This window comes from Bacillus sp. JJ722 (assembly GCF_036963345.1).
In the GTDB taxonomy this organism is placed as follows: Bacteria; Bacillota; Bacilli; order Bacillales; family DSM-1321; genus Bacillus_AD.
In genome coordinates this window covers 13,197-28,256 of record NZ_JBALMO010000213.1, presented here as the reverse complement: position 1 = coordinate 28,256, position 15,060 = coordinate 13,197, and the positions used below count along the sequence as shown (strand labels likewise).

At 36.0% G+C, this 15,060-nt stretch carries 15 protein-coding genes; 5 read left to right on the top strand and 10 right to left on the bottom strand.

The window, feature by feature from the left end; genetic code table 11:
• Positions 1-571 precede the first annotated feature (571 nt).
• The 5 genes from pstB to sstT all read right to left on the bottom strand — a co-directional run bounded on the left by pstB (position 572) and on the right by sstT (position 5,649).
• Complete coding sequence (pstB, locus tag V7014_RS21310) at positions 572-1,405, bottom strand: phosphate ABC transporter ATP-binding protein PstB (RefSeq protein WP_335510099.1); 834 nt, start codon at positions 1,403-1,405, stop codon at positions 572-574.
• A gap of 11 nt (positions 1,406-1,416) precedes the next feature.
• The gene (pstA, locus tag V7014_RS21305; protein WP_335510097.1) at positions 1,417-2,244 is read right to left on the bottom strand and encodes a phosphate ABC transporter permease PstA; all 828 of its coding nucleotides are present in this window, start codon (positions 2,242-2,244) and stop codon (positions 1,417-1,419) included.
• Between the two features lies 1 nt (position 2,245).
• Positions 2,246-3,154 (bottom strand): phosphate ABC transporter permease subunit PstC, encoded by a 909-nt coding sequence (gene pstC, locus V7014_RS21300; protein ID WP_335510095.1) that lies wholly within the window; start codon positions 3,152-3,154, stop codon positions 2,246-2,248.
• Positions 3,155-3,192: 38 nt separating this feature from the next.
• Positions 3,193-4,029: a phosphate ABC transporter substrate-binding protein gene (locus V7014_RS21295; protein WP_335510092.1), complete on the bottom strand. Its 837-nt coding sequence runs from the start codon at positions 4,027-4,029 to the stop codon at positions 3,193-3,195.
• 381 nt (positions 4,030-4,410) lie between these two features.
• The gene (gene sstT / locus V7014_RS21290; RefSeq protein WP_335510090.1) at positions 4,411-5,649 is read right to left on the bottom strand and encodes a serine/threonine transporter SstT; all 1,239 of its coding nucleotides are present in this window, start codon (positions 5,647-5,649) and stop codon (positions 4,411-4,413) included.
• Between the two features lie 433 nt (positions 5,650-6,082).
• Between sstT and V7014_RS27340 the strand changes: the two genes are divergently transcribed.
• The gene (locus V7014_RS27340; protein ID WP_438824954.1) at positions 6,083-6,265 is read left to right on the top strand and encodes a helix-turn-helix domain-containing protein; all 183 of its coding nucleotides are present in this window, start codon (positions 6,083-6,085) and stop codon (positions 6,263-6,265) included.
• A gap of 231 nt (positions 6,266-6,496) precedes the next feature.
• Here V7014_RS27340 and V7014_RS21285 read toward each other — a convergent pair whose 3' ends face one another.
• Together V7014_RS21285 and V7014_RS21280 are read right to left on the bottom strand one after the other, a co-directional pair.
• Positions 6,497-7,018: a DUF1456 family protein gene (locus V7014_RS21285; RefSeq protein ID WP_335510088.1), complete on the bottom strand. Its 522-nt coding sequence runs from the start codon at positions 7,016-7,018 to the stop codon at positions 6,497-6,499.
• 65 nt (positions 7,019-7,083) lie between these two features.
• Positions 7,084-8,046, bottom strand: coding sequence for a tRNA dihydrouridine synthase (locus V7014_RS21280; protein WP_335510087.1), 963 nt, complete (start codon positions 8,044-8,046; stop codon positions 7,084-7,086).
• A gap of 305 nt (positions 8,047-8,351) precedes the next feature.
• Here V7014_RS21280 and V7014_RS21275 point away from each other — a divergent pair, with 305 nt between their 5' ends.
• Positions 8,352-8,657 (top strand): hypothetical protein, encoded by a 306-nt coding sequence (locus V7014_RS21275; RefSeq protein ID WP_335510085.1) that lies wholly within the window; start codon positions 8,352-8,354, stop codon positions 8,655-8,657.
• A gap of 118 nt (positions 8,658-8,775) precedes the next feature.
• Here V7014_RS21275 and rlmD read toward each other — a convergent pair whose 3' ends face one another.
• The gene (gene rlmD / locus V7014_RS21270; RefSeq protein WP_335510082.1) at positions 8,776-10,161 is read right to left on the bottom strand and encodes a 23S rRNA (uracil(1939)-C(5))-methyltransferase RlmD; all 1,386 of its coding nucleotides are present in this window, start codon (positions 10,159-10,161) and stop codon (positions 8,776-8,778) included.
• Positions 10,162-10,494: 333 nt separating this feature from the next.
• On the opposite strand from rlmD, the gene V7014_RS21265 reads away from it, so the two are divergent.
• Genes V7014_RS21265 through V7014_RS21255 form a run of 3 tightly spaced genes read left to right on the top strand, consistent with a single transcriptional unit; the run spans position 10,495 to position 12,373 of the window.
• Entirely contained in the window at positions 10,495-10,815 is a 321-nt protein-coding gene (locus tag V7014_RS21265; RefSeq protein WP_335510080.1) for a PadR family transcriptional regulator, read from the top strand.
• Entirely contained in the window at positions 10,808-11,407 is a 600-nt protein-coding gene (locus V7014_RS21260; RefSeq protein WP_335510079.1) for a DUF1700 domain-containing protein, read from the top strand. Before V7014_RS21265 ends, V7014_RS21260 begins: the two co-directional genes overlap by 8 nt.
• On the top strand, positions 11,408-12,373 hold the full coding sequence (locus V7014_RS21255; RefSeq protein WP_335510076.1) for a DUF4097 family beta strand repeat-containing protein: 966 nt from the start codon (positions 11,408-11,410) through the stop codon (positions 12,371-12,373).
• Between the two features lie 28 nt (positions 12,374-12,401).
• Here the strand turns inward: V7014_RS21255 and pdaA are convergent, their stop codons facing one another.
• Positions 12,402-13,202 (bottom strand): delta-lactam-biosynthetic de-N-acetylase, encoded by an 801-nt coding sequence (gene pdaA / locus V7014_RS21250; RefSeq protein WP_335510074.1) that lies wholly within the window; start codon positions 13,200-13,202, stop codon positions 12,402-12,404.
• Positions 13,203-13,306: 104 nt separating this feature from the next.
• Positions 13,307-14,851: a fumarate hydratase gene (locus V7014_RS21245; protein WP_335510072.1), complete on the bottom strand. Its 1,545-nt coding sequence runs from the start codon at positions 14,849-14,851 to the stop codon at positions 13,307-13,309.
• Positions 14,852-15,060 lie beyond the last annotated feature (209 nt).

The window sequence follows — 15,060 nt, the reverse complement described above, 5'->3', positions numbered from 1 at the left end:
CTATTTTTTGGAGTATTATTTTCTAGAAAATCTTTAAACAATTTAATCACCAACTTCATTCATTTTTATTTTATTTGTTTTTTTTACTTTAATATAAAATTTAGACCATTTTGGATAAAATATAGTCTTTTGATTTATTATGATTAACTTTAATAGTCTGTTTCAGCTGGCTGGGATACAAAGCTTTATCTTACAGCTTGAATAATACTTCCTTCGCATACCACCAAACAAAACATCCAAAATAATCAAAAATTATATTTTAATATTATTATAAATCATTTTAAAAAATCAGACTATTCCACTTAATTATTCCACTTAATTATTCCGATTAGTTATACAAATAAACAAACTATCACAATCACATCCTACTGTTCAGTAATAATAAACTCTTACCATCCCCCTTGCCTTCTTACATTCTCCTACCACCTATTTTCTTCTATCTAAAAAAAGTTATGGTAGACAAACAAGAAAAAGGCTTGAGGCATAAAAGATTTCTCCTTTTCCCTCAAACCTTCTTTATTCGTTTAACACGACTAATTATTTATTGTTTAATCTTCTTTTATGACAGCTATTATCCAAATCGACCTGTTACATAATCTTCTGTTCTCTGATCTGTTGGCGTAGAAAAAATCTTATCTGTCTTATCGTATTCAACTACTTCTCCATTTAAGAAAAACGCTGTTTTATCAGAGATTCTTGCAGCTTGTTGCATGTTATGAGTAACAATGACAATCGTAAAATCTTTCTTCATATTCGAGATTAATTCTTCTACTTTTAACGTTGATATTGGATCTAGGGCTGAAGTAGGTTCGTCCATTAAAATTACTTCCGGTTTCATCGCAATAGCACGTGCAATGCAAACACGCTGCTGCTGACCACCTGACAAACCTAGTGCTGACGTTTTAAGACGGTCTTTTACTTCGTCCCAAATCGCTGCACCGCGCAAACTCTCTTCCACAATTTTATTTAACTCTTTTTTATTTCTAATGCCTTGCATTCTTGGACCATAGGCAACATTATCATAAATACTCATGGGGAATAAATTTGGTTTTTGAAATACCATTCCCACTTTCGTACGTAATTTGATTACATCATTCGTTTCATAAATATTCTCATGATCGATTTCAATATCACCATTAATTTTCACACCATCAATTAAATCATTCATGCGATTTAAAGTTCGTAAAAAAGTCGATTTACCACAGCCTGAAGGGCCAATTAAAGCAGTTACCTCTTTTTCATGAATATCAAGATATACTCCGAACAGTGCTTGTTTATCGCCATAAAATAAATTTATATCTTTCACACTAATTTTCGTTGTACCTTCTTCTATTTGTGAAAATACCTTATCTGTTTGATTTTGATTAATCGCGATCTTATTATGTTCCATTACTGATGTGCTCATAAACATACTCCTTATTTATGGTCTGCTTTGTTTAATTTTTTTGATATATAAGTTGCTGAAAGGTTGATAGCCAAAATAATCACTATTAGGACAATACCAATTGCGGCAGCCAGTTCGATGTCTCCAGACTCTTGTGTTACTAAATAGGAATGAACAGTTAAAGTTCTGGCTGATGAAAGGATACCCTCTGGCATAGCAGCTACTGTTCCTGCAGTTAAAAATATGGCAGCTGATTCACCAACAATTCGTCCAATAGAAAGTATGATACCAGATAATATTCCTGGCATTGCACTAGGTAAAATCACCTTATATAACGTTTGTAACTTTGTTGTTCCAAGAGCTAATGAACCTTCACGATACGATTGTGGAACGGTTTTTAAAGCTTCTTCTGTTGTTCGTATGATAACAGGTAATACTATAATCGTTAATGTTAACGAAGCAGCTATAATGGACATACCTAATTTTAAGGTGGTTACAAAGAATACTGCTCCAAACAAACCATAAATAATCGAGGGAATACCTGTTAAACTTTCTGTTGCAAAGCGTATTAGTTTTACTAATCGTCCCTGTTTAGCATATTCTTGTAAATAAACGGCAGCTAATATCCCGATTGGCGTTGCAATTATTAATGAAATAACGATTGTGTAAATAGTTGTTACAATCATTGGCCAAATACCACCATCTCCAGTTGGTGAATAATCGCCAAAGATGAAATCGAAGCTAATCAAATGAATCCCTTTATAGAAGATAAATCCAACAATCATTATGAGGACGGCAACGGATAGGAAAGCCGAAAGCCATAAAAGTCCACGTAACAAGTTATCTTTCAATTGTCTCACCTTAGTTACCGCCCTTTCCACTAATTTTCGCTAATACAAGATTCAAAATTAATATAAATGAGAATAAAACAATTCCTGTTGCAAACAACATTTCTTGATGAGTACCAGCAGCATATCCCATTTCTAATGCAATATTTGTCGTAAGTGGACGAACACTATCAGTCAGGCTAGTTGGTACGATTAAACTATTACCGGCCACTAATATAACAGCCATAGTTTCGCCGAGTGCTCGACCTAAACCTAATACGATTGCCGTCATAATACCTGATTTAGCTGCTGGTACAACGACTTTGAAAATTGTTCCAATTTGTGACACTCCAAGAGCTAGTGACCCTTCACGATATGTGTTTGGCACAGCACGAATCGCTGTCTCTGCTACTGTCACAATAGTTGGTAACATCATAATTGCTAGTACAAGAATAACAGCTAATAAGCTTTGTCCTTTCACTAAACCTAATGAATTTTGTAAAAAAGGAACGATGATAGCAAGTCCAAAAACACCATATAAAACAGATGGGATACCCGCTAACAACTGAATCGCAGGTGAAATTATTTTTGCTACATTTTTTGGAGCGATTTCTGCTAAGAAAATCGCTGTAAATAAACCTATAGGAACTCCGATTATTAATGCCCCAATTGTTGCAAAAATGGATGCAACGATCATTGGGAATATGCCAAATTTGTCTTCACTTGGTACCCAATCCGAACCAAAAATAAATTCCATAAAGCTATAACCCTCAGCCACAAATGGTTGTGAGCCTTTATAAAAAACAAATCCAATGATTAACAATAAAGTGATTACTGAAAGAAGTGCACAAATCAAGAAAACTTTTGCTGATACCTTCTCCAATATATACTTCCTTTTATTTGCCTTGCCGATTTCTACATTGTGCTTTGTTGGGATAGACACTCTGTATTCCTCCAAGATTACTTTTATAATTTATGATATTACTTTACAGGGATTGCCCCTGCCTCTGCTGCAATACGTTGGCCATCTTCACTTAATATAAAATCAATAAATTGTTGGCCAGCTTTCGTTAGATTCCCATCTTTGTAAACAAACAAGAATGGTCGTGACAATTTGTATTTTTGTTGAAGAACATTTTCTGCAGTAGCCTCTACACCATCGATATCAATTGTTGAAATCGAGTCATCGACATATTCAAATGAAATAAAGCCAACTGCATGTTTATTGTTCGCAACTGTTGTTTTAATATTTCCGTTACCACTTGCGATAATTGCGCTTCTTACTAATTCACCAGAGCTATAGCCTACAATTTCTTGGAATGCATCTCGAGAACCTGATCCATCCTCACGAGAGACAACTACAATTTCCATGTCATCGCCACCTAGTTCACTCCAGTTCGTGACCTCACCAGTAAAAATCTGCTTTACTTGCTCCATCGTAAGATTTTTTACTTTGTTACTTGGATGAGTCACTACTACAATTCCATCATAAGCAATAACTACTTCATTCAACGCTTTTTCTTCTTCTTTTAAATCTCGAGAAGACATACCGATTTCCGACACACCATTGATTGCATTTGAAATACCGGCAGAAGAACCAATTTGATTTATTTCAATATTCGCATTATCTTTCTCTTTATATTTTACTGCTAATTTTTCAGCAAGTGGCCCAACAGACGTTGATCCTGAAATAGATATTGTAGAATTACTGTCATCTGACGCTTGTGTATCAGTATCACCATTACTTGTACATGCTGATAATACAGCAATTAAAGATAGCAACAATAATCCCATTTTTACTTTTTTCAAAATGATCATTACTTTCCTCCAAAATAATTGCGACTATTTTGTCGTATATTGTCTTATTTTTAGAATAAATGTGCAGTGTAAATTTTCTTCATGAACTTTGTAAAGGTTTTGTAAATCTTATTAAAAACAAGATATTTCGTGTTAAATTTTGTTAAAGTGAATAAAATCAGGATTTTGAGTATAAATTGTCTTATCGATTGGATAAGTGACATTTTCTATCTTACCAATTATCTTGTTAGGATTCCCTAATGTAACTCATATATCCTTAGGCTTCACCTTTTAAGTATTGAAAATTCCTATGTAATTAAGTGAATAAAAAAACTGTATCTCCATTGTTTGGCCAATACTAACAATGGAGATACAGTTCAATTAAGAAAAAGGATTTATTCTTTATGCTACTTTATTAATATCTATTTTTTTACCTTCTTTACGCCACTCTTTATATTCGGCGGCGGCCGTGAAAAGCACGTCTGTAGATGAATTTAGCGCTGTTTCAAAAGAGTCTTGTAAAACACCAATGATAAAACCTACTCCAACTATCTGCATAGCAACATCATTTGAGATTCCAAATAAGCTAGCGGCAAGAGGAATCAATAATAAGGAGCCACCTGCAACTCCTGAAGCACCAGCAGCACATATAGCTGACAAAAAGCTTAGAATGATGGCTGTCGGAAGATCCACTTCAATGCCAAGAGTATGAACCGCTGCAAGTGTCAAAACAGAAATCGTAACTGCGGCACCAGCCATATTGATTGTTGCACCTAATGGAATAGACACTGAATAATTATCCTTATTCAAACCAAGGTTTTCACATAATTTCATATTTACAGGAATGTTTGAAGCGGAGCTACGTGTAAAGAATGCTGTAATCCCGCTTTCCCTTAAGCACTTAAAAACAAGTGGGTATGGGTTTTGCCTTATCATTACATACACAATGATTGGATTGATCACTAGTGCCACAAAGATCATACAACCAATTAATACAGCAAGTAATTTCCCATAGCTTAGTAAAGCATCCAATCCACTCGTCGTAATAGACTCAAATACTAGACCCATAATTCCTAATGGGGCAAGCTTAATAACCCATACCACCATTTTAGAAACAGCATCTGAAAAATTAGAGATTAGCGTTTTTGTCGAATCAGCCGCATTTTTTAAAGCCAAACCTAGCAGAATAGCCCAAGCTAAAATTCCTATATAGTTCGCATTAAAAACAGCCTTCACTGGGTTATCAACAATATTCAACAGCAATGTTTTCAGAACCTCAACAACACCGCTAGGAGGCGTTACACCCTCAGCCCCCTTTACAAGCGTTAAGCTCACAGGGAAAATAAAGCTTGCAATAACTGCAATCAATCCAGCTAAAAAAGTTCCTAAAAGATAAAGAATGATAACGGATTTCATATTCGTCTTCTGACCACTCTTGTGCCCGGCAATAGCAGACATAACCAAAAAGAGGACTAACACAGGTGCAATAGCTTTCAAGGCACCTACAAATAAAGAGCCAAAAATGACAATCGGTTTCGCCACTTCTGGAATCGTTAAAGCGAGGACAATACCAATAATCAATCCTATGATTATTTGTTTTACTAGACTTAATTGGTTCCACTTTTTCAGTAAACTTTTCATAGACATTCCTCCACTAGTTTAAAATAAAATTGTACAATTGCTAATTTTGAGCTGTTTATTCCCTTTAAAAACGCATGAAAATTCAGTCTATTATGAAGATACATAGATGACTCTTATCAGATTTGCCTTAAGCCCAAGTCCTAGGGGGCTCTCTCCAAAAGTTCATCAAATAGAGGACATTACAAATTAAATAGTTTCTAGATGATTGACGATCATTTTCTACAGATTCCACTCCAGAAAGATATTTGTCTTTCTAATAATTAGTATTATACTGACTCTTTTGATATATTACAATATTATTTTTTTCAATCAGTATTATAACAGAGTCAAAAAATTTAGGATTATTCCAAAATGACTATTGCTTGCAGAACATTGGAAAAGTGAAGAAAAACATTAGGCGGGGTTATTCTTTCATATAAAATAATTCACTCAAATTAAGGCTAAAAAAAATTCTATTTCCACTGCTTCTAAAAGATTGCACGTCACCCGCCCAACAATCAGTCAATCCATTTCTCAACTTGAATCTGAACTGGGAGTTACACTCTATACACGTTCGAGTCATGGAACAAAACCAACCCCAAAAGGAAAGTTCTTATCGAAGACATGGCTGAAATAATAGAAAAGATACAAAATCTGAAGAAAGATACTCAAAATTATTCGTCGTCGATGATTAGTGGTGTGTAACGGCTTGCTACTATTCCTGGTCCTACCCTATTTGCGAAACATCACCCTGTTATAATGTTATGGTTAAAAACAGGAAAAAGGCCTGAGGCATAAGGATTTCTCCTTTTCTCTCAAACCTTTTCTACTCGATTATATCTAACCATTTTACATCTAAAAAATTTACTTATCTCCTATACCTCATAGCCAAACCCTTTAAGAAATTCCTAGCATATCGATCACCACAAACCACATAATGCTTATGTCCTTCTTTTCTAAAGATAGCGCCTAACTCACTTTTTGTAACGATAACGCCTGCTTCTTCTAAAATATCAAGCATATCCTCACTTGTTAATGACAGTGCTATTTTCAATTTTTTAAGCAGTACATTATTAACACTTCCATTATTCTTTATAGACATAGCAGGTCTTTCAGGCTGTCCCGGCTTTGGTTCTTGTTTACCTCGTTTAAAAATTATAAGACCATTCAAAAATGACTCAAGCATGAAATTACTGCAAATGATATAGTCTTCATCCATATCATCGTCTTCTTCATCATAGTAACTGTCAGGTGTTTTTGTCAGTAACTTTCGAACCTCTTCTTTTGTTATCTCAACGTCACCTAGTTTAAAGATCTCAAGCATATCTACATCTTTTATATCCAGTGCATATCTTATTCGAATTAATACATCGTTATTATTCATATCCATTTTATAAATCTCCTAGTTGCCTTATTTCAAAACAAGCTTTATATCATTTCACTATCCATGTCCCATCAACATTCTTTTCCAAAGTTATCAAGCAATGCACGCACTTCATCTGTTGATTTCGTGTTCATCAATTGATTTCTTAATTCACCAGCTCCACGGAATCCTTTGACATAAATTTTGAAAAAGCGATGAAGCCCTGTGATTGAACGCGGCAGTGCTTCCGCATATTGATCTTGAAGATCAAGCTGCAGTCTTAAAAGATCAAGGTATTCTTTACTGCTATGCTCTTTTGGCTCTTTTTCAAAAGCAAAAGGATTTTTAAAAATACCTCGCCCGATCATAACGCCATCAATACCATATTGTTCAGCAAGCTGCAGCCCAGTTTGACGGTCAGGAATGTCTCCATTGATTGTTAGCAGCGTATTTGGTGCGATACGGTCACGTAATTTTTTGATTTCCGGAATTAGCTCCCAATGCGCATCTACTTGGCTCATTTCCTTTCTTGTACGTAAATGAATAGAAAGGTTCGCAATATCCTGTTTTAAAATATGCGTTAGCCACTCCTCCCACTCATTTACATCCATATAGCCAAGTCGTGTTTTCACGCTGACAGGCAGTCCGCCCGCTTTTGCTGCTTGAATAAGTTCTGCCGCAACGTCTGGACGCAGAATAAGGCCACTACCCTTCCCTCTAGATGCCACATTCGGTACAGGACAGCCCATATTAATATCGATGCCTTTAAATCCTAGCTCTGCCATGCCAATACTCATTTGACGGAAATATTCGGGATTATCCCCCCAAATATGTGCCACCATTGGCTGTTCATCTTCTGTAAAAATCAAACGGCCACGCACACTTTTCATGCCCTCTGGATGACAATAGCTATCCGAGTTTGTAAACTCTGTGAAAAATACATCCGGTCGACCGGCTTCACTTACTACGTGACGAAAAACAACATCTGTCACATCTTCCATTGGTGCAAGTACAAAAAATGGTCGTGGTAAATCACGCCAAAAATTATCTATCATTTCAAACTCAAATCCTCTCACTATGGATAAAACTTCAAACTCTCGGTCAAAAAATATAAGGCCAAATGTTCCACTTCTTTTACACTTATATCATGCTTAATAACTTATTATCAAACACAAGTACATTTGACATGTTTATTTTGGTTGGGGCGGATTAGGGACGAACGCTGTCATTTTAATTAAGAAGGCAATCAAACACAACCAAATGTATATAGAGGAAACCCTAATAAATCAAGGCTTTAGCCTATCTTGTTAGATAGGAACCAATTATGCAATGTACCCAAAATTATAGGAGGTATCTTACAATGTCTCAATCTCATAAATTTTTTGACCGTGCTTCTATTGATAATGCAGCTACTTTGCTGATTGATCACCAAATTGGTCTTATTTCTACTCTCGGAGAATCCATGAATCATGGTGCCGTGAAAAACAACACACTTGCGCTTGCCAAATTGGCTAAAGCTTACAATATCCCTGTTATTCTGACTACAAGCAATGCCGGTGGAACCAATGACCCATTGATGCTGGGGCTTGTTGATATGTTCCCTGACTTTGAAGTGATTGATCGTGTTCTTATCAATGCATGGGATGCCACGACTTTATTAATTTGAGAATAAAGTTATGGTAAAGAAACAGGAAAAAGGATTGAGGCAAAAGGATTTCTTCTTTTTTCTCAAACCTTTTTTCATTCATTTAGCAAAACTTTATTTTGATTTTGCTACGGGTTTATTATTGCTTTACATTTAAAACAAGATTCGCAACGCATTCGACATGCGCTGTCTGAGGAAACATATCAACAGGCTGCACATACTCCACCTTATACAACTTACTAAGGTGCGAAATGTCTTTTGCCAGAGTTGAAGGATTACATGAAACATAAACAATCTTCTTCGGTTTTGCTTGAATGATTGCGCGAAGTAATTGTTGGTCACAGCCTGTTCTTGGTGGATCGACTACTAGTACGTCTGGTTTCCAGCCTTTTTTCAGCCATACTGGTAGGACATTTTCTGCTTTTCCTACCTCATACTTCACGTTAGTTTTATTGTGGCGTGCCGCATTTTCTCTTGCATCTTTAATGGAATCTTTAATGATATCCATTCCACGAACTTCTTTTGCTTCGTCGCTTAACCATAAGCCGATTGTGCCTACTCCGCAATAAGCATCTACTACGTTTTCTTTACCTGTTAAGGACGCCGCTTTTTTTACTTCATTGTACAGTTTTACTGTTTGAACCGGATTTAATTGGAAGAACGTTCTTGCTGAAAGCTCGTATGATAAGTCACCTAAAGTTTCTTTAATGATGTTTTCGCCAGCTAAGTGAATGGATTTTTCACCGAAAACGAGCGATGTGTTTTGGTTGTTTACATTTTGGACGATTGATTTTACTTCAGGGTGCTTGTCCATGACCATGCGAATTAATTGATCTTTCTTTGGTAATTTCTCCGAAATGGTTACGAGCACTACTTGTACTTCACTTGTTGCAAATCCTGTACGAACAACAACGGTTCTTACAATCCCTGATTTTTTCTTTTCATTATAAGTAGGGATATTTAATTCTTGTAGAGCTTTTTTTACTGTAACGGTCACCTCATTGCAAGATGGGTGTTGAACAATACATTCTGGAATATCAATTAAGTGATGTGAGTTTAAGCCGTATAAGCCTGCGATCACTTGACCATCATTTGATCCTAATTGAAATTGGCTTTTGTTTCGATAGTTCCACGGTTTGTCCATGCCTATTGTTTCTTTAATATTTAAGTCATTAATCACGTGTTTCATATAGCGTTCAAATGCTTGTCTAACGATATCTTGTTTTTCTTTCAATTGCTGATTGTATTCTAAGTGTTGAATTTGGCAGCCACCACATTGATCGTACACAGGGCATGGTGCAGAGATGCGATGCTTAGATGGTTTACGGATTTTCTTTACTTTTGCTTCTGCAAATTTCGGGTGTACTTTCGTTGCTTCTGCAACGATTTCTTCACCTGGCAATGCACCTGGTACGAATACTACACCTCTCTTGAAATACCCTACTCCTTCACCGTTAATGCCTAGACGTTTTATTGTTAAAGGAAATGTTTGACCGAGACGCAAAGCCATTTCTTGTTGTTTCATTATTTGTTTCACTCCGTTTTCTTTACACTTTTTAGCTACAGCATAACTTAAATATGGCTTCCGTATTAATGCTGGATGCCGCTTCTGATGTATGACAAGCTGTTCTTTTAAGAACCGCCATTGTATATAGTTTCTACACTATTCATTACTTTTACGTATTATATCATTTTTCATATAGAGAAACACGGCAGGCATAAGGCAAATGATTTCACAGAAAAATTAATTTGGTAATTGTTGACACATAATATTATACGACATATAATATGACTGAACATATATTATACACTGTATAATATAAAGACAACTATAATATTCACAATTGGAGGTGTAGCAATGACCTTTCAACTCGGTTCTGCACTGCTTGATGCATGTGTTCTGGCGATTTTAGCGAAAGAAGATGCGTACGGTTATTCTTTAACGCAACAAGTTCGTGAAGTCATGGATATATCAGAATCTACACTTTATCCAGTGCTACGCAGATTGCAAAAAGGTGAATACTTGTCCACATACGATCAACCGTTTCAAGGAAGAAACCGCCGATATTATCGAATCACTGACAATGGCTGCAGAAAATATGAAGAATTATTAACGGAGTGGACGGAATATAAAGAAAAAATTGATCACGTATTGATGGGAGGATTGAATGATGAATAAAGAGACGTACTTGAAAGAACTTGAGCATAAACTCAAAAGATTACCAATCGAAGAAGTTGAAGCTGCTCTTGAATACTACAATGAATACTTTGACGAAGCTGGCGTGGAAAATGTTCAACTAGTTATTAAAGAGTTAGGATCACCATCCCAAGTCGCATCAAAGATTTTAGCTGACTATGCGATTAAGGAATTAGATAATCATCCTAAATCTACGAAGAAGGGCTTATCAGCGATATGGGTGATTATCCTTGCGATCTTAGCAACACCAATTGCACTGCCTTTAATGTTACTAGTAGGTAGCTTAATTATTACTTTCGTTTTGTTATGCGGTTCATTAGCATTAACTGCTATTTCACTTTTGATCGCCCTTATTCTTACCGGAGTTGCATGTTTATTCACAGGTATCGTTGTCTTACCGCAGCATTTGCCTACAGCAATTTTCTACATCGGTGTCGGTTTAACAGCATCCGGTATCGGTGTACTTGTATTCTCACCACTTGTTTCAGCCATTAAAAAAGGCAGTAGAGCTCTTGCATTATCATTGAAGAAACTATTCGATCGAATTACGAAACGACGTAAGGAGGTTTTTTAAATGACGAAGAAAAAACTCGTACCCATCATTGCTAGCTGTATAATCGTAGTCGGCATTGTTCTTGCTGTTATTGGCTACATGTCTGGTGCAGTATTTACAGTTGTTACAACGAAAGATGGGCTTAAAGTTATTGATTGGAAAGAAATCGAAGTTGAAACGCAAAGTTTAGACGCTTTTTCCGATATTGATGCAAATTTAACAGATACAGACATTAAAATCATTCCTTCAAATGATTATAAAATTAAAATTAGTAAGCATAAAGAACTTGATAAAGAATTCACTTACAAAGTAGACAATAATAAGCTAATTATTGAAAGCAAAGGATTATTAGAATCAAACAAAGGACTAATCAATATCACTATTGGCGGTATTCCACAAACTAAAATCGAAATCTATGTACCACAAGATACTACTTTAAAAAATGTTACTGTAGACAATAAATTTGGCGATACTCATTTAGATGGTCTTAATAGTGATACTCTTAAACTCGATTCACAAGATGCGGATCTGTCATTCAAGGATATTAATACTAATTCATTCGAGATAAAAAATAATTTTGGGGACATTGTAGCAAATAGTGTTACAACTAAAGCATTATCTATCGATATGAAAGATGGGGATTTAGAATTTAGCTCTGTTGATGCTAATTCTACTGACATTACAAATCAATTTGGCGATGTCACATTGCGTGATTTTAACAGTGAAGGGCTTAATATAAAGGGCACTGATGGTGACATCGATGTGGATGGCTTACTATTAGGAAAATCGATGATTTCATCCAATTTTGGTGATATAAAGGTGCGTGTTTCTAATAAAGAATCTGAGTTAAGCTATAACATCGATAATAAATTTGGTGATATCACTGTAAATAGTAATGAATACAAGACCAATGCGAATCGTCAAGTGAAAACAGAAAATAATCTTGATATGAATGCTAAAGATGGAGATATCTATTTACACTTCTAAACTTCTTTAATCAAAACCGAGACTAATCTTAGTCTCGGTTTTTTTGTTCTTTTGCTTTTTGTTGCTTCACTAAATCATCAATGCTTTTAAATGTATAGCCTTGCTTCTTCAAGTCAACAATAACTCTTTCAAGAGCATCAGCATTATCTTTAGAAATCGTATGAATTAACAAAATAGCTCCCGGATGAACTTGCTTCATTATTTCATTGTAAGCATAATCCGCTCCTCTTTGATTATTTACATCCCAATCTTTATATGCGAGTGACCAGAAAATATGGACATAACCAGCTTCGTTCGCAATTTGTAATGTTCTTTCGCTAAAGATGCCACGCGGTGGACGTAAATATTTCATTTGCTTTTGCTTTGTTAATTTCGCCGTTTCTTGCTCGACCGAATTTAATTCATCAAGAATTTGCTCTTTCGATTGAGTTGTCATATCAGGATGATGCCAAGAATGATTACCTATTAAGTGCCCTTCTTTCACCATTCGTTTCGTTAAGTCTGGAGCGCTTTTTAAATAATGACCTGTTACAAAGAAAATTCCAGGTACTTTCTGTTTTTTTAACACATCGAGAAATTGACCTGTATAGCCATTTTCATAGCCATTATCAAAGGTTAAATATAAGATCTTTTTAGAGGGCTCACCTTTATAAATCGCCCCATACTTTTCTACAATTGCATTGAGCTCAGGTCCTGCATCTGCAGGTATCCCATCCTTACTTTTTACTAAACCCCAGCCATATGCTTTATTCGGAACATTTGCATGTGCTGGTATAGCTATAGTTAATGCGATTACAATGGTTACAATCATCATATATTTTTTTCTCATTGTTCTAGTTCCTTTCAACAGTCTTAACTTTATTATTTGAAAGGAACACTAAAACATGAAAGGTAAAAAAAGGCTGCCTCATTGAGACAGCCCTTTCATTTGACTTAATTAAACACTTTATCTTTAAATTTAGCTAGTTTTTCTAATGATGATTTGTCGATATCTTTGTGAAGACTGTTACCGTGTGAATCCATTGTTACTACAGCTTTAAAGTCTTCAACTTTCAAGTGCCACATTGCTTCTGGAATGCCAAATTGCATGAGGTCTACACCTTCTACAGATTTGATACAGTCTGCATAGTATTGTGCAGCTCCACCGATTGCATTTAAATAAACGCCACCGTGTTCTTCAAGAGCAGCAAGTGTTTTCGCACCCATACCACCTTTACCCATAACTGCACGGATACCGAATTTTTTCATGATATCGCCTTGGTAAGGCTCTTCACGAATACTTGTTGTTGGTCCTGCAGCTTTTACATGCCATTTGTCTTCATCATCTTGTAGCATAACTGGTCCACAGTGATAAATAATTTGTCCATTTAAATCTATAGGAGCATCATTATCAGATAAATGCTTGTGAATCGCATCACGTCCTGTATACATCATGCCACTGATTTTTACTACGTCACCCACTTTTAGAGAACGAATTTGTTCTTCTGTAATTGGAGCACGAAGTTCGATTTCATCAGCACTTTCTTGTGTAGCTGCTGTTTCTTTCTCTGCTTCTGATACAAGATTGATTTTTTCGCCTTCTTGATATAACCATTCCTTAATGTCACCTGTTGTTGGATCAATTTGTACACCTAAGCGACGGAATGCCCAGCAATTATACGCTACAGATACGAAGAAACTAGCTGGAATACGGTTCATTACGCCTACTTTACAGCCTAATAGTGTAGTTTCACCACCGAATCCCATTGTTCCGATTCCTAATTCATTTGCATGCTCCATTACATACTCTTCTAATTTACGAAGATCTTCATGTGGATTTACATCATCCGCACTTCTGAATAATTGTGCCTTTGCTAAATCGTATCCAGAAGAACGATCGCCACCGATTCCTACACCGATGAATCCAGCACTACAGCCTTGTCCTTGTGCTTGATATACAGAATGCATGATACATTTACGAATACCATCTAAGTCACGGCCAGCACGACCTAAGCCTTCAAGTTCGCACGGAAGGCTGTATTGAATGTTTTTATTTTCACAACCGCCACCCTTTAAAATTAAACGAGTGTCGATATAATCTTTTTCCCACTGATCAAATTTAATAACTGGTAACCCTATTCCAAGATTGTCACCGCTGTTTTCTCCCGTTAATGAATCAACAGAGTTCGGACGAAGTTTTCCATCTTTCGTTGCTTGTGCAATCGCTTTATAAATTACCTCTTTAATTTCAAGTTGATTTACCCCAACTGGTGTTTTAATTTTAAACGTTGGTAAACCTGTGTCCTGGCAAATTGGTGATACATTTTCATCTGCCATATTGATGTTTTGTGCAATTGTTGCAAGACTCATCGCTGAACGAGTTCCTGCGATTTCTTTCTCCTTCGCAACCTTTAGAGCACGTCGTACATCCTTAGGTAGGTTTGTAGAAGTTTCTACAATCAATTGGTACATACTGTGTTGTAATTTCTGTAAGTTCATTCTATTTCCCCCTTATGTCAATCCCATAAAAATAGATAGAAAGTTTACACTTTTCCCTAAACTACATTATACCGCTCTACTTTAAATAGTAAAAGGAATAAGCCACGAAAAGCGGAAGTGCCCCGTTAAGCTCCGTATGGATTGGAGCCTGCCGACTGAGATATAGGAAACACGAAGAGCGGTTGAGCGATTCGATGTGTCTAGCTTCA